At 66.1% G+C, this 16,601-nt stretch carries 13 protein-coding genes and 2 riboswitches; of the genes, 3 read left to right on the top strand and 10 right to left on the bottom strand.

The genetic code is table 11. The features are described from left to right. Nucleotides 1–155: 155 nt before the first annotated feature. Nucleotides 156–2,111, top strand: coding sequence for a DUF945 family protein (locus B2W22_RS22390; RefSeq protein WP_175122493.1), 1,956 nt, complete (start codon nt 156–158; stop codon nt 2,109–2,111). A gap of 189 nt (nt 2,112–2,300) precedes the next feature. Here B2W22_RS22390 and gcvP read toward each other — a convergent pair whose 3' ends face one another. The 8 genes from gcvP to B2W22_RS22350 all read right to left on the bottom strand — a co-directional run bounded on the left by gcvP (nt 2,301) and on the right by B2W22_RS22350 (nt 13,113). Continuing rightward, nucleotides 2,301–5,174, bottom strand: a complete 2,874-nt coding sequence (gcvP, locus tag B2W22_RS22385) for an aminomethyl-transferring glycine dehydrogenase (protein WP_286939594.1) — start codon at nt 5,172–5,174, stop codon at nt 2,301–2,303. A gap of 76 nt (nt 5,175–5,250) precedes the next feature. Next, on the bottom strand, nt 5,251–5,628 hold the full coding sequence (gene gcvH, locus B2W22_RS22380; RefSeq protein ID WP_175137811.1) for a glycine cleavage system protein GcvH: 378 nt from the start codon (nt 5,626–5,628) through the stop codon (nt 5,251–5,253). A gap of 98 nt (nt 5,629–5,726) precedes the next feature. Continuing rightward, nucleotides 5,727–6,827: a glycine cleavage system aminomethyltransferase GcvT gene (gcvT, locus tag B2W22_RS22375; RefSeq protein ID WP_175137812.1), complete on the bottom strand. Its 1,101-nt coding sequence runs from the start codon at nt 6,825–6,827 to the stop codon at nt 5,727–5,729. Between the two features lie 86 nt (nt 6,828–6,913). Further along, a riboswitch (glycine riboswitch) is annotated at nt 6,914–7,036 on the bottom strand. A gap of 45 nt (nt 7,037–7,081) precedes the next feature. Then, a riboswitch (glycine riboswitch) is annotated at nt 7,082–7,183 on the bottom strand. A 65-nt stretch (nt 7,184–7,248) separates the two neighbouring features. Beyond that, nucleotides 7,249–8,142: a ZIP family metal transporter gene (locus tag B2W22_RS22370; RefSeq protein ID WP_105240605.1), complete on the bottom strand. Its 894-nt coding sequence runs from the start codon at nt 8,140–8,142 to the stop codon at nt 7,249–7,251. A 30-nt stretch (nt 8,143–8,172) separates the two neighbouring features. Continuing rightward, nucleotides 8,173–8,787 (bottom strand): superoxide dismutase, encoded by a 615-nt coding sequence (locus B2W22_RS22365; RefSeq protein ID WP_175122490.1) that lies wholly within the window; start codon nt 8,785–8,787, stop codon nt 8,173–8,175. Between the two features lie 209 nt (nt 8,788–8,996). Then, nucleotides 8,997–10,199 carry an NAD(P)/FAD-dependent oxidoreductase gene (locus B2W22_RS22360; protein WP_286939593.1) on the bottom strand — a complete coding sequence of 401 codons (1,203 nt, stop codon included), beginning with the start codon at nt 10,197–10,199 and terminating at the stop codon, nt 8,997–8,999. 23 nt (nt 10,200–10,222) lie between these two features. Next, nucleotides 10,223–12,484 carry an arginine/lysine/ornithine decarboxylase gene (locus B2W22_RS22355; protein ID WP_062839975.1) on the bottom strand — a complete coding sequence of 754 codons (2,262 nt, stop codon included), beginning with the start codon at nt 12,482–12,484 and terminating at the stop codon, nt 10,223–10,225. 176 nt (nt 12,485–12,660) lie between these two features. Beyond that, nucleotides 12,661–13,113 (bottom strand): hypothetical protein, encoded by a 453-nt coding sequence (locus B2W22_RS22350; RefSeq protein WP_175122488.1) that lies wholly within the window; start codon nt 13,111–13,113, stop codon nt 12,661–12,663. A gap of 107 nt (nt 13,114–13,220) precedes the next feature. Here B2W22_RS22350 and B2W22_RS22345 point away from each other — a divergent pair, with 107 nt between their 5' ends. After that, a complete protein-coding gene (locus B2W22_RS22345) occupies nt 13,221–13,739 on the top strand; it encodes a GNAT family N-acetyltransferase (protein WP_175122487.1) in 519 nt (172 codons plus the stop codon). Nucleotides 13,740–13,748: 9 nt separating this feature from the next. Here the strand turns inward: B2W22_RS22345 and B2W22_RS22340 are convergent, their stop codons facing one another. Continuing rightward, on the bottom strand, nt 13,749–14,990 hold the full coding sequence (locus B2W22_RS22340; RefSeq protein ID WP_286939592.1) for a GGDEF domain-containing protein: 1,242 nt from the start codon (nt 14,988–14,990) through the stop codon (nt 13,749–13,751). A 105-nt stretch (nt 14,991–15,095) separates the two neighbouring features. Here B2W22_RS22340 and B2W22_RS22335 point away from each other — a divergent pair, with 105 nt between their 5' ends. Further along, nucleotides 15,096–15,995: a GNAT family N-acetyltransferase gene (locus tag B2W22_RS22335; protein WP_286939590.1), complete on the top strand. Its 900-nt coding sequence runs from the start codon at nt 15,096–15,098 to the stop codon at nt 15,993–15,995. A 4-nt stretch (nt 15,996–15,999) separates the two neighbouring features. Here B2W22_RS22335 and dcd read toward each other — a convergent pair whose 3' ends face one another. Next, the gene (gene dcd / locus B2W22_RS22330) at nt 16,000–16,563 is read right to left on the bottom strand and encodes a dCTP deaminase (RefSeq protein WP_008166733.1); all 564 of its coding nucleotides are present in this window, start codon (nt 16,561–16,563) and stop codon (nt 16,000–16,002) included. Between the last annotated feature and the right edge of the window lie 38 nt (nt 16,564–16,601).

Genomic DNA, 16,601 nt, shown 5'->3' with positions numbered 1-16,601 from the left:
CGCGTTCAGCGGGACACGCGTCTCGGTATACTCCGCCGCGGGCCTGACAGGCCGATGAACACGCGTATCCAGGACGCTTGCGCTTCGCGCGGACGAGCGTGGCGCCGTAGGCCGCTGCCGGATATGACTCGACAATCAACGATATAAGCAGAACGATGAAAAAGAGCGTAGCGATCACCCTGGGCGTGGTCATAGTGGGAGCGGGAAGCTGGGTCGGGGCCACGTGGTACACCGGCAAGCGCATCGAAGAAGACGCGCAGCGTCATCTGGCACAGGCCAACGAAAAGCTGGCCAAGATCACGCCGCTGTTCGGCCTGCGCATCGATCAGCTCAAGTACGAGCGCGGCCTGTTCTCGACGCAGGCACGTTATGGCGTGTCGCTCGTCAAGAACGACAAGGGCCTGGACGACCTGCCCGCAGGCATGATCGAGTTCGACGCGAACATCGAGCACGGCCCCTTCCCCAAGAGCGCCCTGTCGCGCGGCGCGATTGCGCCCAAGCTCGCGTTCATCCACACCGAGATCGCCAAGACGGACAACATCAAGCCCGTCTTCGAACTGACCAAGGACATCTCCCCGCTGATGGGCGACGCCATCGTCAGCTACAGCGGCAACGCCACGTCCACCGCCGCGATCGCGCCGATCGTCGTCACGCATGACGGCAACGCGCTCGACTTCAGCGGCATGCGGATGGAAGGCACCTTCGACCGCGCCACGCAGGCCGTCACCGCGCACGGCGTGATGGACAAGCTGTCGGTGGACGGCAGCAAGAGCCACGACCCCGTCAAGATGACCATCGCCGGCCTGACCATGGACGTCGACAGCCGCATGGGCAAGTTCGGCATCTCGATGGGCAATTCGGACCTGAAGATCAAGCGCGTGGACGTGCTGCGTCCCACCGACGACATGAAGGTCGGGCTGGACAACTTCAGCTACGGCGTGAAGCTGTCCGAAGACGACAAGTCCATCAACGTGCAGGCCGCCTACCAGACGGGCGACCTCACCGTGAACGACGTGGTGCTGGGCAACGGCCAGGCCGTGATCAAGCTGGCCCGGCTTGACGGCCAGGCCGTCAAGCAGCTCTCGGACACCTACAACCAGCTCATGCGCCAATACATGCTGGGCGCCAGCGACGAAGGCCTGAAGGACGAGCAGTTCGACGTTCTGCTGGACAACGCCGGCAAACTGCTGGCCGGCAATCCGTCGTTCAGCATCGATCCGCTGAGCTGGAAGACGGCCAAGGGCGAAAGCAAGCTGACCTTCACGCTGGACCTGGCCAATCCGGCCAACGCCAAGGACCTGACCCCGCAGGAAATCGCAGTGCAGGCGATCAAGAAGATCGACGCCTCGCTGGTGATCTCCAAGCCCATGGTGAAGGACCTGATGGTGCAGTACGCCGTCAAGACCGAAGGCGTGCCCGCCGAGAAGGCCGCGGCCGACGCTGACGAGAACATCCGTCAGATGGCCGGCATGGCCGAAATGATGAACGTGGGTAAGAACGACGGCGACAACATCGTCGGCAAGTTCACCTTTGCCGACGGCATGGGCGACCTGAACGGCCAGAAGATTCCTGCCGAGGAACTGTTCAGCGGTCTCTTGGGCGCGACCGGCATGAATGACCTGGACGACGACGACGAGCTGTCCGGCATCGGCATGGATCCGGACGCCGAACCCGTCGCTCCGGCCCCGGTTGCCGGCGTCATGCAGGACTTCAACCTGGAAGACGTTGCCAACATGCTGGACGACATGGGCTACACCGTGACCCGCAGCGACGGCACCGACGGCCCCGTGCTGGTCCTGAACCCGGGCACCACCGGCGCCACCGACCTGCGCCTGGAGTTCCTGTGCAACGACTTCACGGAAAAGTGCCTGGACCTGGTCGCGACCGCCACGTACGCCACCAAGAAGCCGATGACGCTCAAGGCCATCAACGCCTGGAACCAGGAATACCGCTGGAGCCGCGCCTACCTCGATGAAAAGAACCAGGCCGTGCTGCAGATGGACATGAACGCCGAAGGCGGTCTGGGCAAGGACAACCTGCAGATCCTGCTCAACACGTTCATCAGCATCGCCGAAGACTTCGGCGCCGCGGCCAAGGCGCCTGCCAAGTAATACGCGGCCGGCCTGACGCCGGTCCCGAAAAAAAGCCCCCGCCTGTCAAGGTCGGGGGCTTTTTTCATGCTGATTACCTAGGTGGCTGACACCTGCTGAGGCTGCTGCCAAGGTGTCTGACACCCACTGAGACGCTGCGACAGGCTGAAGCGCATCTCCCCAGGGTGTCAGACACCTTCCAATCAAGGATTACGCATACGCCTCGATCGGGAGGCACGCGCACACCAGATTGCGGTCGCCATAGGCGTTGTCCACGCGGGCAACCGGCGGCCAGTACTTGGCGTCGCGCAGCGTTGCCACCGGGTAGGCGGCCTGCTGGCGCGGGTAGTCGTGCAGCCATTCCTCGGCCAGCAGCATCTGCGCGGTGTGCGGCGCGTTCTTCAGGACGTTGTCGTCACGATCGCGTTCGCCGCGTTCGACCTGGGCGATTTCTTCGCGGATGGCGATCATCGCGTCGATGAAACGGTCCAGTTCGGCCACGCCTTCGGATTCCGTCGGTTCGACCATCAGCGTGCCCGCGACCGGGAAGCTCATGGTGGGCGCATGGAAGCCGTAGTCCATCAGGCGCTTGGCGATGTCTTCGGCGCTGATGCCGCTGGTTTCCTTGAGCGGGCGCACGTCCAGGATGCACTCGTGCGCCACGCGGCCGTTGCGGCCCGCGTACAGGACCTCGTAGTGGCCGCGCAGGCGGGTCGCGATGTAGTTGGCGTTCAGGATGGCGACTTCGGTGGCGCGGCGCAGGCCGTCGGCGCCCATCAGCGCGATGTACACGAACGGGATCGGCAGGATGCCGGCCGAGCCGAACGGCGCGGCCGAGACCGGGCCGACCTTGGCGTCGCCGGGCAGCTTGCCCTGTTCGTTCACCACGCCCGGCAGGTAGGGCGCCAGGTGCGAGCGCACCGCCACGGGACCCACGCCGGGTCCGCCGCCGCCGTGCGGGATGCAGAAGGTCTTGTGCAGGTTCAGGTGGGACACGTCCGAGCCGAACTTGCCCGGCTTGGCCACGCCGACCATCGCGTTCATGTTGGCGCCGTCCAGGTACACCTGGCCGCCGGCCTGGTGGACCAGATCGCAGATTTCGGTGACGGCTTCTTCGAACACGCCGTGCGTCGACGGGTACGTGATCATCAGCGCGGCCAGCTTGTCGCCGACCTGTTCGATCTTGGCGCGCAGGTCCGCGAGGTCCACGTTGCCGTTGGCGTCGGACGCCACCACCACCACGTCCATGCCAGCGAGCTGCGCCGAGGCGGGGTTGGTGCCGTGCGCCGACGACGGGATCAGGCAGATGTTGCGCTGGTGCTGGCCGTTGGCCTGGTGGTAGCCGCGAATGGCGAGCAGGCCCGCGTATTCGCCCTGCGCGCCCGAGTTGGGCTGCAGGCTGATGTTGTCGTAGCCGGTGATTTCGCACAGCGCGGCGGACAGACGGTCGATCAGTTCCACGTAGCCCTGGCTTTGCGAGGCCGGCGCGAACGGGTGGATCAGCGCGAACTCGGGCCAGGTGATGGGGATCATCTCGGCCGTGGCGTTGAGCTTCATGGTGCACGAACCCAGCGGGATCATCGTGCGGTCCAGCGCCAGATCCTTGTCGGCCAGCTTGCGCAGGTAGCGCAGCATGTCGGTTTCGGACTGGATGCTGGAGAAGATGGGGTGCTTCAGGATCGCGCTTTCGCGGGCGACCGAGGCGGGAATGCCGCCGGGGGCCGCGGCGTCCAGCGCGTCGATGTCCAGTTCGACGTCATCGCGCTCAAGACCGGCGGCGAAGACGTTGACCAGGGCTTCCAGGTCGGCCACGGTGACGGTCTCGTCCAGCGAGATGGCCAGGCGGGCGCCATCGACGCGGCGCAGGTTGATGTGCGCGCAGTCGGCAGCCGTCAGGATGGCGGGCGTCGCGGCGCCGGTTTCCAGCAGCAGCGTGTCGAAGAACGTGTCGTTGGCGACCTTGATGTCCAGCTTGATCAGCTCGGCGCGCAGGATGGCGGTGGCGCGCTGCACGCGCTCGGCTATGCGGCGGATGCCGGCGGGGCCGTGCCACACCGCGTACATGCCGGCCATCACGGCCAGCAGCACCTGCGCGGTGCAGATGTTGGAGGTGGCCTTCTCGCGGCGGATGTGCTGTTCGCGCGTCTGCAGCGCCAGGCGCAGCGCGGGATTGCCTTGCGCGTCCTTGGACACGCCGACCAGGCGGCCGGCCATGTTGCGCTTGAATGCGTCCTTGCAGGCCATGAAGCCGGCGTGCGGGCCGCCGAAGCCGAACGGCACGCCAAAGCGCTGGGCCGAACCGACGGCGATGTCGGCGCCCCACTCGCCCGGCGCGGCCAGCACGGCCAGGGCCAGCAGGTCGGTCGCGCAAGCAACCACGGCGCCTTGCGCGTGGGCGGCTTCAGCCAGCTTGCGGTAATCGGACACCGAACCCGTGCTGTGCGGGTACTGCAGCAGCACGCCAAAGCACTCGGGCAGGCCTTCGGCTTCGTCGCCGACGCGGATCTCGATGTCCAGGCCTTCGGCGCGCGTGCGCACGACTTCGATGGTCTGCGGATGCACGTGGCGCGAGATGAAGAACACCGGGCTCTTGGACTTGGCGCTGCGGCGCGCAAGCGTCATCGCTTCGGCGGCGGCGGTGCTTTCGTCCAGCAGCGAGGCGTTGGAGATGTCCAGGCCGGTCAGGTCGGCGACCATCGTCTGGTAGTTCAGCAGGGCTTCCAGGCGGCCCTGCGAAATCTCGGGCTGGTAGGGCGTGTAGGCCGTGTACCAGGCGGGATTTTCAAGAATGTTGCGCAACACCACGTTGGGCGTCTGCGTGCCGTAGTACCCCTGCCCGATGTAGCTGCGGTAGACCTTGTTGCGGCCCGCGACCTGCTTCAGTTCAGCCAGCACGTCGGCTTCGCTGCGCGACGCGGGCAGCGCCAGCGGCTCCTTGCTGCGGATCTTGGGGGGCACGACTTCTTCGATCAGGGCGTCCAGGCTGTCGCTGCCGATCACGGCAAGCATGGCGGCCTGGTCGGCGTCGGAGGGGCCGATGTGGCGGGGGATGAAGTCGGTATGGGTGTCTAGGGCGCGCGACATGGGGAGATCTCGGGATAGGTATTGCGTCTGGCAAGGGACAGGGCGCGACAGCGCCCCGCGTCCCCCGCGTACAGCATCAGCCGTTGGCGACGGCTTCGTAGCCGGCGGCGTCCAGCAGCTTGTCGGCGTCGGCGGCGTTGTCCGGCTTGATCTTGAAGATCCAGGCGGTGTAGGCCGATTCGTTGATCAGGTTGGGGTTGCTTTCCAGCTCTTCGTTGAAGGCAACGATTTCGCCGGACACGGGCGCGTAGATGTCCGAGGCGGCCTTGACCGACTCGACCACGCCGGCGGTTTCGCCCGCGCTCAGCTTCGCGCCGACGTTCACGTCGCCAACGAAGACCAGATCGCCCAGTTGCTCCTGGGCGGTGTCGGTGATGCCGACGACGAACACGTCGCCCTCGGCTTTGACCCATTCATGGGACTCGGTGTACTTGCGATCGGTGGGCAGACTCATGGGAACTCCTGAGGGAATGCGGGTAGATGAATGGTGTTGCGCGCCTCGCGCGGGCGGCCGTTGCCCAGACCGGGCCGGTGCACGCGCGAGGTTCGAGTTTACGAGTGTTCGACGGCTTTGCCGTTACGCACGAAAGGCAGCTTGCACGCCACGGCGGGCACCCACTTGCCGCGGATGTCGACCTCGACCTTGTCGCCCGGCGCCACGCCTTGCGGCAGGCGGGCAAAGCCGATCGATACGCCCAGCGTGGGCGACATGGTGCCGCTGGTCAGCTCGCCCACGCCCTGCGCGGTGCGCACGGCCATGTGCGCGCGCATGACGCCGCGTTCCTGCAGCTTCAGGCCGATGAAGGTGGCGGGCTTGGCGAATTGTTCGATCGCGTCGCGGCCGATGAAGCGGCGCTCGGCGTTCTTGCCGGACACGGTCCAGGTCAGGCCGGCTTCGCCGGGGTGGGTCAGTTCGTCCATGTCCTGGCCGTACAGGTTCATGCCGGCTTCCAGACGCAGCGTGTCGCGCGCGCCCAGGCCTGCCGGACGCACGCCCTGGGCGATCAGGTCGCGCCACAGTTGCACGACTTCAGCAGCGGGCAGGACGATTTCGAAACCGTCTTCGCCGGTGTAGCCCGTGCGGGCGACCAGCGTGTCGTCGCCCACGCGGGCGGCGACGAAGGGAGTCAGCGGTTCGCTGGCGGCTTGCCAGGCCGGGCGGGCGGCCCAGACCTTGGCGCGGGCGTTGGGGCCCTGCACAGCCACCATGGCCAGATCGCGGCGCGGGGCGATGGTCACGTCGAACGCGCCGGCCTGCTTGACGCGCTGCATCCAGGCCACGTCCTTGTCGGCCGTGCCGGCGTTGACCACCACGCGCCATTCGTCGGCAGAGAAGAAATAGATGATGAGGTCGTCGATGACGCCGCCCTGCGGGTTCAGCATGCAGCTGTAGAGCGCCTTGCCCGGGACCGTCAGCTTGGCGACGTCGTTGGCGACCAGGCGCTGCAGGAAGGCGAAGGCATCCGGGCCCGTCACGTCGACGTTGAGCATGTGCGAGACGTCGAACATGCCGGCGTCCTGGCGCACGGCATGGTGCTCTTCGATCTGCGAACCGTAGGCCAGCGGCATGTCCCAGCCGCCGAAATCGACCATGCGGGCGCCGGCGGCGATGTGTTCTTCGGCGAGCGGGGTGCGTTTGAGGGATGCGGACATGCGGGGGAACTCCGGGACGGCAGCGATGCCAGGGTTACGGAATGCCGCTGGTTGCGGGCGGACGGCGCCCGCGCAACGGCTGAATCTTCCGCCCCTCTGTCCTTTTGCCTGAGAGTTGCCCCGCGTGGCGGGTTTGCACCTTCGGCGCCTGGGCTGCTCGCAGTGTCCCTGTTCAGGGCGCGGCGCCAGGTCTCTCCAGAGTGCTGTTTTGCCACGTCTGCGTAGCCGGCAATGGCGGCAAATGCGGGACGGGACAAGCCTGCGCGGTATCGGTTACCTGAGCGATTCTGGGCGAATTGCGCCTTCGGCGGCGGCCGGGCTTGACGCCTTCGGCCGCTCTCTCCCGCAGCATGCGTGACAGCGCCGAAAGCATACAACGAAAGCCCGGGGTAAGCCTAGGCCTGTTGCACGCCCGCCGGCGCTATCCCAGCGCGGTATCCAGCAGCATCATCAGCACGAAACCGATCATCAGGCCGCAGGTGGCGTAGACCTCGTGCCCCTTGCGGTGCGATTCCGGGATGATCTCGTGGCTGATGACGAACAGCATGGCGCCCGCGGCAAAACCCAGGCCCCACGGCAGGAGCGGCGCAGACCAGCCGACCACGGCGGCGCCCAGCACGGCGCCCACGGGCTCGATCAGCCCCGACAGCATGCCCAAGGCCACGGCAAACGTGCGCTTGTAGCCGGCGGCCAGCAGGGCCACCGCCACGACCAGCCCCTCGGGAATGTCCTGGATTGCAATGCCGGTGGCCAGCGCCGTGCCGCGCACGGGGTCGCCCGCTGCATAACCCACGCCGATCGCCAGGCCCTCGGGCAGGTTGTGCAGCATGATCGCGAACACGAACAGCCAGGTGCGGCGCAGGCGGTGCGCCTCCATCCCTTCCCTGCCCTTGATGAAATGCTCGTGCGGCAGGATCCGGTCCATCAGCAGCAGCACGGCCGCCCCCAACAGGAGGGCGGCGCCGACCGTCAGGCCGGCGCCCCAGGGGCCGTACCCCAATTCCTCACCCGCCGCGATGCCCGGCGCGACCAGCGAAAACGCGCTGGCGGCCAGCATGACGCCGGCGCCAAAGCCGAACATGCTGTCCTGCGCCTTCTGCGGAATGGTGCGGGCAAAGAGAATGGGCAGGGTGCCAAGGGCGGTGGCGGCGGCCGCGACAAGACCGCCCAGCAGCGCGTCGGCCACGTGCGGCGCCCGCACGTCCAGGTAAACCCAGAGCTGGTAAAGGGCCAGGCAGGACACCATCACGGCCAGCGTCCAGACGCTGATGCTGGTGGCCGCCGGCCGCACGCGATGACGGCTGAAGGTATTCATATGCGGCTGCGCTCCTTTGGGGAGATGCGCTTAGCCCTTTGCCGCAGCGTAGCGGCGCGAGACCTCGGGCCAGTTCACCACGTTGTAGAAAGCGCCGATGTATTCCGGCCGGCGGTTCTGGTACTTCAGATAATAAGCGTGTTCCCAGACGTCCAGGCCCAGGATCGGCGTATTGCCGTCCATCAGCGGGCTGTCCTGGTTGGCGCTGCTCTCGACCACCAGCTTACCGGCCGGCGTCACGCTCAGCCAGGCCCAACCGCTGCCGAAGCGCGTCAGCGCCGCCTTGGTGAAGGCTTCCTTGAAGGCGGGCAGACCGCCCAGCTCGGCGTCGATGGCCGCAGCCAGCGCCCCATCCGGCTCGCCGCCGCCCTGCGGCGACATGACGGACCAGAACAGGCTGTGATTGGCGTGGCCGCCGCCGTGGTTGCGCACCGCGCCGCGCACGGCTTCCGGCAATTCCTTGATGCGCGCGACCAGCGCTTCCACGGGTTCATCCGTGGCGATGCCGGCGCCTTCGAGCGCGGTGTTCAAGCCGGTGACATAGGTCTGGTGATGCTTGGTGTAGTGGATCTCCATCGTCATTGCGTCGATGTGAGGTTCCAGCGCGTCATAGGCGTACGGCAGGGGCGGAAGGGTGTAGGCCATGCGAGTCTCCGGCTGATCCGTCCCTCGCGGGACGGCTTTGATAAAGATCAAAACATAAATGATATGTATTTTTATTTGATATCACAATGCCGGAATGCCGGAATGCCGGAATGCCGGAAAGCCGCAATGGCGGCCACGCAGGTTGCTTCGGGAGTTTTCAGGATTTGGGGTGAAAGCGGCCGGTGCCTAACCAGCGCGCCTGGCCGCAGCTACAGCGCCTGGCCGCAGGCGACGCCCGAGGCCCACGCCCACTGGAAGTTGTAGCCGCCGAGCCAGCCGGTCACGTCGACGGCCTCGCCGATGAAATACAGGCCCGGCGCGGCCTTGGCCTGCATGGACTTCTGGTCCAGGCCGCGCGTGTCCACGCCGCCGCGCATGACTTCGGCCTTTTTGTAGCCCGCCGTGCCGCTGGGCACGAGCGCCCACTGATGGATGTCCTGCGCCAGCCCGCGCAGCGTCTTGTCCGGCGCGTCGGCCAGGCGCAGCGCCGCGAGGCCCGGCTTGCCCCCCTGCTCGGCCAATTGCAGCCAGCGGTCGGCCAGCCGTTTGGGCCATAGCCCGCCCAGCACCGTATGAAGCTGCTGGCGGTTGCCGGACTTGGATGTCAGCAGTTCCTGCGCCAGATCGCGCCCCGGCGCCAGGTCGATCACGATGGGCTCGCCCGGCTTCCAGTAGCTGGAGATCTGCAGGATCGCGGGCCCCGACAGACCGCGGTGTGTGAACAGCAGGTCTTCCAGAAATTCACCGCGCGTCTTGCCCTGCCCCGTCTGCAGGTTCACTTCCAGCGCCACGCCGGACAGCTCGGACAGCGGCTGCCACTGCGCGGGGTCGAAGGTCAGTGGAACCAGCGCGGGGCGCGGCTCGACGACCTTCAGGCCGAACTGGCGGGCAATCTTCAGCCCGAAGTCCGTCGCGCCCAGTTGCGGAATCGCCATGCCGCCGGTCGCGACGACCAGCTTGGCGGCCCGGATGACGCCCTGGCTGGTGCGCAGCTCGAAACCTTCGGCCCCATGCGCGACCTCGGCCACCGAACAGCCCATGCGCCATTGCACATTGCCCGCGTCGCACTCGGCGCGCAGCATGTCGATGATGTTTTCGCTGGAGTCGTCGCAGAACAGCTGGCCGCGATGCTTCTCGTGCCAGGCGATGCGGTGGCGCTTCATGAGCGCCAGAAAGTCCTGCGGCGTGTAGGCCGACAGCGCCGACCGGCAGAAATGGGGATTGTCGGACAGAAAATTGGCGGGCCCGGCCCCGATGTTCGTGAAGTTGCAGCGCCCGCCGCCCGAAATGCGGATCTTCTCGGCCAGGCGCTGCGCGTGGTCGACCAGCACCACGCGCAGGCCGCGCTGACCCGCGACCGCCGCGCACATCATGCCCGCGGCGCCCGCGCCAAGCACTGCAACATCGAACATCAAGATTTCCGGCCCGCCCGTGCTTACTCTTCGATCAGGCAGTCAACGTAGTAACGCTTTTCGCCGTCCGGACCCACTTCGTCAGCCAGGCCGTGGATGTAGGTTTCGAAGCCGGGGAAGCGTTCGTTGAACTCGCGCGCGAATTGCAGGTACTGCACGATGGTGCGGTTGAAGCGTTCGCCCGGGATCAGCAGCGGAATGCCCGGCGGGTACGGCGTCAGCAGCACGCCCGTGACGCGGCCTTCCAGCTTGTCGATGTCGACGCGTTCGACTTCGCGGTGCGCCATGCGGGCAAAGGCGTCCGACGGTTTCAGCGCCGGCACCATGTCGCTCAGGTACATCTCGGTCGTCAGGCGGGCGACGTCGCGCTCGCGGTAGGCCTCGTGGATCTGCTGGCAGAGGTCACGCAGGCCCATGCGCTCGTAGCGGCGATGGTCGCGGCAGAACTCCGGCAGGATGCGCCACAGCGGCTGGTTGCGGTCGTAGTCGTCCTTGAACTGCTGCAGCGCAGTCAGCAGCGTGTTCCAGCGGCCCTTGGTGATGCCGATGGTGAACAGGATGAAGAACGAATACAGGCCGGTCTTTTCAACCACCACGCCGTGCTCGGTCAGGTACTTGGAGACCAGCGCGGCGGGAATGCCGGTTTCGCCGAAGCTGCCCGACATGTCCAGCCCCGGCGTGATGACCGTGGCCTTGATCGGGTCCAGCATGTTGAAGCCTTCGGCCATTTCACCGAAGCCGTGCCAGTGATCGTTGGCTTCCAGGATCCATTCGTCGCGGTTGCCGATGCCTTCGGCCACCAGGCGGTTCGGGCCCCAGACCTTGAACCACCAGTCGTTCTTGCCGAACTCGGATTCCACCTTGCGCATGGCGCGGCGGAAGTCCAGGGCTTCGCGGATGCTTTCCTCGACCAGCGCGGTGCCGCCCGGGGGTTCCATCATGGCCGCGGCCACGTCGCAGGACGCGATGATCGCGTATTGCGGCGACGTGGACGTGTGCATCAGGTACGCCTCGTTGAAGACGTTGCGGTCCAGTTTGCGGGTCTCGGATTCCTGCACGATGATCTGCGAGGCCTGCGAAATGCCGGCCAGCAGCTTGTGCGTGGAGTGCGTGGCAAACACCATGGCGTCCTGGCTGCGCGGGCGGTCCTGGCCGATGGCGTGCATGTCCTGGTAGAACTCGTGGAACGACGCGTGCGGCAGCCAGGCTTCGTCAAAGTGCAGCGTGTCGACATAGCTGCCGAGCTGCTGCTTGATCATTTCGACGTTGTAGATGACGCCGTCGTACGTGCTCTGCGTCAGCGTCAGGATGCGCGGATTCTTGTTCACCGCTTCGCGCGCGAAGGGGTTCGCTTCGATCTTCTTGCGGATGTTGTCCGGGTGGAATTCTTCGAGCGGGATCGGGCCGATGATGCCCAGGTGGTTGCGTGTGGGGCGCAGGAACACCGGAATCGCGCCCGTCATCGTGATGGCGTGCAGGATCGACTTGTGACAGTTGCGGTCCACCACCACGACGTCGCCCGCGGCCACATTGGCGTGCCACACGACCTTGTTCGAGGTCGACGTGCCGTTGGTCACGAAGAAGCAATGGTCCGCGTGGAAGATGCGTGCGGCGTTCAGTTCGGATTCGGCGACCGGGCCGGTGTGGTCCAGCAGCTGGCCCAGTTCGTCCACGGCGTTGCAGACGTCGGCGCGCAGCATGTTTTCACCGAAGAACTGGTGGAACATCTGGCCGACCGGGCTCTTCAGGAACGCCACGCCGCCCGAGTGCCCCGGGCAGTGCCACGAATACGAACCGTCCTGCGCGTACTTCACCAGCTCGCGGAAGAACGGCGGCGGCAGGCTGTCGACGTAGCTGCGGGCTTCGCGGATGATGTGGCGCGCCACGAACTCCGGCGTGTCCTCGAACATGTGGATGAAGCCGTGCAGCTCGCGCAGGATGTCGTTCGGAATGTGTTCCGACGTGCGCGTTTCGCCGTACAGATAGATGGGAATGTCCGCGTTGCGAAAGCGCAGCTCGCCAATGAAGGCGCGCAGGTTCTTGATTGCGCTGGCCACGTCCTCGGGCGAGTCCACGTCGAACTCTTCATCGTCGATCGACAGGATGAAGGCGCTGGCGCGGCTCTGCTGCTGCGCGAACGAACTCAGGTCGCCGTAACTGGTCACCCCGATCACCTCGACGCCCTCGGCCTCGATTGCTGCGGACAAGGCACGGATACCCAAACCGGACGCGTTCTCGGAACGGTAGTCCTCGTCGATGATGAAGATGGGGAAGCGGAATTTCATGCAGGCGCTCCTGGGGGCATGGCGGATCGGACGCGTATCGCGGCGCGAATGTACTGCGAGTAAAAAACCGTCCGATGACAGACGGCACGAGCACCCGCCGGCCGGCGGGAATTGCGGAATTGTAGGGCTGTTTTTCTTACAGCCCTAAGGGAAATCCCCAGAAGCGCCAGATCAGCCTACCGGATGGTCTGCGCTTCGCCAGTCTGGAGGGCTGTCATGAAGCGCTCAAAGTAGGCGGGGATGGCCTCGGCGGCCCCGTAACGGATGCGCCGCTCGACCTTGGCGATGGCGCCAAAGCACACTTCGGACCCGGGTTCTCCGCAGACGAGGACCACGGGATCTTCGTCGTCGCAGACCTCGTACAACCCGCCATGCGCGCGGCGGCCAACCTCGTAAAGGTAGGCGGCAGCACCGACGGTTTGCATGGGGGTCAGAGGCAGGGTGCCCAGATGGGCGGCCTCCAGTGCGTCATCCAGCGCATGGACGCTGGACGGGGAGTAGTCCAGCACGGCGCCGGTTGAACCGGCCGCCTCCACGAAGTCCTGCGCTGCACCCGCGACACGGGCCACGAATTCTTCCTGGACTTCGTGGCGCGTCGCATCCTGGTTTGTCTTGAGGAAACCGAACATCAATGGCTCCTTGTTGAAAACCGCAAGCGGCGTTGGAGCCATTATAGGCAAGCCCATCCCCCTATACTCCTCAAACGTTACCTAATCCCAACACTCTCAAAGCCGCCATGAACGAGCCTGTCGTCCGACGACTGATCGCTGCCGACGCCGCGCCCCTGCGGCAATTGCGTTTGAATGCGCTGGTCGAAACGCCCGAGTCCTTTGGATCGAGTTACGAAGAGGAACACACGCTGACATTGGCGGACATCCGCGAATGGATTTCGCCGGCCAACGATGGCGCGATGTTTGGCGTGTTTCTGGGCGAGGCGTTGGCCGGGATCGTCGGCGTGGGACGCCAGCGCAAGCTGAAGGTGCGGCACAAGGCGCACATCTGGAGCATGTACGTCGCACCCGCCGAGCGCGGCCGGGGCTTGGGCCGGATGCTGATGCACGCGGCGATCGACCATGCGCGCACCATGCGCGGCATCCGGCAGGTGCAGCTGAGCGTCACCGCCAACAACGTCGCGGCGTCCGCGCTTTACGCCAGCCTGGGATTCACCGTGTATGGCCACGAGCGCGAGGCGCTGTGCGTCAACGGCAAGCTGTACGACGAAGCGCTGATGGCGATGCCGCTGGCCGACCGCTAGCCCCGGGCTTCAGGCAGCGCCCGCGCGGCGGCGCGCGCCGAAGGCACACACCTGATTGCGACCGCCGTCCTTGGCCTTGTAGAGCGCCTGGTCGGCCGCCTTGATGACGGCGTCCGGGGCGCGCAGGGCATCGCTGCGTTCCGCCACTCCGATGCTGACCGTCACGCGCAAGGGCCGGGTGCCGCGCCCTCCCCGTCCGCCGCGGCGGCGCTGGCCGATCTGGTCCGCCTTGGGCCGGGCCGGCTTGTCGCGCAGGCGCATCTGGTAGGCCTCGATGGCGCGCCGCACCGTTTCCAGGTGCGGCATGGCCTCGGCCGCAGTCTTGCCGGGAAACACCAGCGTGAATTCCTCGCCGCCGTAGCGGTAGGCCTGGCCGCCACCCGGCACGCGCCGCAACTGCGAGGCGACCATGCGCAGCACCTGATCGCCCACATCGTGGCCGTGCGTATCGTTGAAGGCCTTGAAATGGTCCACGTCAGCCATGGCCAGCGTGTAGAGGCGGCCCATGCGTTGCAGCCGCTCGTTCAGCGCGCGGCGGCCGGGCAACCCGGTGAGCTCGTCGCGGAACGCCATGTGAAAGCCTTCGTGCGCCAACGAGATGCACAGGGCCGTCAACGCCGCGGCGGACATCAGCGCCAGTTCGAGCGGATGCGCCGCGCCACGCGGCAGCGCCCAGGCCATGCACACGAAGCCCAGCCACTGCCCTGCCTGCTGCGGGCGCCCGTAGCGCAACAGCAGCAGCGTCAACGTCAGGCCGGTGCCCAGCAGCGCGATCAGCGCCTCGGCCGGTACGCCCAGGCGCGCCAGCATGCCCTGCAGCGCGACGGTGCTGAAGATTTCGCCCACGCCGTCCTTGCCCACCAGCGCAATCACAGCCACGCCGGCGGCGATCAAGCCGATGCGCAGCGCCACGTCGATCAGCATGCTGGATCGTTCGGACCACAGGGCATTGATGGTGTAGACGAGCGACCACCAGGCCAGCACCGGCCCCATGGCCCACGGGGCTTCCCGGGCAAGCGTGGGCCAGGCCGCCGTGACGGCCAGCACGCACAGCATCAGCGCCATGGTCTGCGAGCGTTGATACATCAGGCAGATCGCCGATCCGATCAGCGCCATGACCCATGGCACGAACGGCACGATCAGGCTGAGCGCGGGCGGCCAATCCCGCCAGAACAGCAGCCCGACCGCTGCGGCCACCGGCAACGCGGGATAGAACAACAGGGGCAGCCAGGGAATATGGGGGTAACGCACGGATTGGGCCTTGCTAACGCTTGCAGAAATGACGTCGCCAAATCGGCAAACACATGTAATCTTTTTACGGACGCGGCATAAGGTTCTTTAGCGCAGAATGTCCCCATGAGAATCCTGGTCAATATCGATGTTCCCGATCTCGAACACGCGATCGGTTTCTACCAGTCGGCCTTCGGCTTGACGCTGAACCGGCGGCTGGGTTCCACGGGGGCCGAACTGCTGGGCGCCGACGCCCCCATCTATCTGCTCGAAAAGGCGGCGGGCACGCCGACCGGCGGTCCGGCGGCCGCCGGACCGCCGGCCGGCGGCGCAGTCCGTCAGCGCCGCGACTACGCGCGGCATTGGACGCCCGTGCATCTGGACGTCGTGGTGGAGGACGTGGACCAGGCCGTGGCCCGGGCGGTCGCCGCGGGCGCGCGCCTGGAGGATCCGCCCATCACGCATGACTGGGGCCGCATTGCGCATCTGGCCGATCCTTATGGCCACGGCATCTGCATCCTGCAGTTTCTGGGCCGGGGCTATGACGAGCTGGCGCCTGCGTCGCTGCGCTTCACGCCTGCAGCCGAGGCCGACTTCGAAGCGCTGCTGGCGCTGCGGATCGAGGCCATGCGCGACAGCCTGGAACGGCTGGGCCGCTTTGACCCGGACCGGGCGCGCGAGCGGCTGCGCGGCACCTTCCGCCCCGAGTGCACCTGGCACATCGAAGAAGACGGCACACGCATCGGGTTCTATTGCCTGCGGCCGGAGGGAAAGGGATTGCGGCTGGATCATCTGTACGTGCATCCCTCTGCGCAGGGGCGAGGCGTGGGCGGCCAGGTGCTGCGCCGGATCTTGCAGGACGCCGACCGCCGCGGCGTCGGGGTGACATTGAGCGCGTTGCGCGGCAGCAATTCGAACCGCTTCTATCGCCGGCACGGCTTCGTGCAGACCGGCGAAGGCGAGTGGGATATCGACTACCTGCGTGACTGCCCGAGCGATAACCCGCGCCCGGCGCAGCCAGGCTGAACGATCAGGTGCGCGGCAGCGTGACGCCGCGCTGGCCTTGATATTTGCCGCCGCGATCGCGGTACGAGGTTTCGCAGACCTCGTCGCTTTCCAGGAACAGCATCTGTGCGCAGCCTTCGCCGGCGTAGATCTTGGCGGGCAGCGGCGTGGTGTTTGAAAATTCCAGCGTGACGTGGCCTTCCCATTCGGGTTCAAGCGGGGTCACGTTGACGATGATGCCGCAGCGCGCGTACGTGCTCTTGCCCAGGCAGACAGTCAGGACGCTGCGCGGGATGCGGAAGTATTCCACCGTGCGCGCCAGGGCGAAGGAATTCGGCGGGATGATGCAGACGTCGCCCTTGAAATCCACGAACGAGCCTTCGTCGAAGTTCTTGGGATCGACGATGGTCGAATTGATGTTGGTGAAGATCTTGAATTCGTCGGCGCAGCGCACGTCGTAGCCGTAGCTGCTGGTGCCGTAGCTGACGATGCGCCCGCCATTGGCCGTACGAACCTGCCCCGGTTCGAAGGGTTCGATCATGCCGGCTTCGGCCTGGCGGCGGATCCAGCGGTCGCTTTTGATGCTCATGGTGGGTGTGGTGCTAGGGATTTGGAATGGGCATCATT

This window comes from Achromobacter sp. UBA4530 (assembly GCF_002388205.1).
Taxonomy (GTDB): Bacteria; Pseudomonadota; Gammaproteobacteria; order Burkholderiales; family Burkholderiaceae_B; genus Achromobacter; species Achromobacter animicus.
The sequence above is the reverse complement of the archived record's forward strand: the minus strand, read 5'-3'. Positions and strand labels throughout refer to the sequence as shown.

Excerpts from the sequence above, each read along its gene's own strand:
- B2W22_RS22370 (WP_105240605.1), bottom strand. The coding sequence starts at position 8,142 with ATGAATACCTTCAGCCGTCATCGCGTGCGGCCGGCGGCCACCAGCATC.
- B2W22_RS22390 (WP_175122493.1), top strand. The coding sequence starts at position 156 with ATGAAAAAGAGCGTAGCGATCACCCTGGGCGTGGTCATAGTGGGAGCG.
- dcd (WP_008166733.1), bottom strand. The coding sequence starts at position 16,563 with ATGAGCATCAAAAGCGACCGCTGGATCCGCCGCCAGGCCGAAGCCGGC.
- B2W22_RS22335 (WP_286939590.1), top strand. The coding sequence starts at position 15,096 with ATGAGAATCCTGGTCAATATCGATGTTCCCGATCTCGAACACGCGATC.
- B2W22_RS22345 (WP_175122487.1), top strand. The coding sequence starts at position 13,221 with ATGAACGAGCCTGTCGTCCGACGACTGATCGCTGCCGACGCCGCGCCC.
- gcvP (WP_286939594.1), bottom strand. The coding sequence starts at position 5,174 with ATGTCGCGCGCCCTAGACACCCATACCGACTTCATCCCCCGCCACATC.
- B2W22_RS22350 (WP_175122488.1), bottom strand. The coding sequence starts at position 13,113 with ATGTTCGGTTTCCTCAAGACAAACCAGGATGCGACGCGCCACGAAGTC.
- gcvH (WP_175137811.1), bottom strand. The coding sequence starts at position 5,628 with ATGAGTCTGCCCACCGATCGCAAGTACACCGAGTCCCATGAATGGGTC.
- B2W22_RS22355 (WP_062839975.1), bottom strand. The coding sequence starts at position 12,484 with ATGAAATTCCGCTTCCCCATCTTCATCATCGACGAGGACTACCGTTCC.
- B2W22_RS22365 (WP_175122490.1), bottom strand. The coding sequence starts at position 8,787 with ATGGCCTACACCCTTCCGCCCCTGCCGTACGCCTATGACGCGCTGGAA.
- B2W22_RS22360 (WP_286939593.1), bottom strand. The coding sequence starts at position 10,199 with ATGTTCGATGTTGCAGTGCTTGGCGCGGGCGCCGCGGGCATGATGTGC.
- gcvT (WP_175137812.1), bottom strand. The coding sequence starts at position 6,827 with ATGTCCGCATCCCTCAAACGCACCCCGCTCGCCGAAGAACACATCGCC.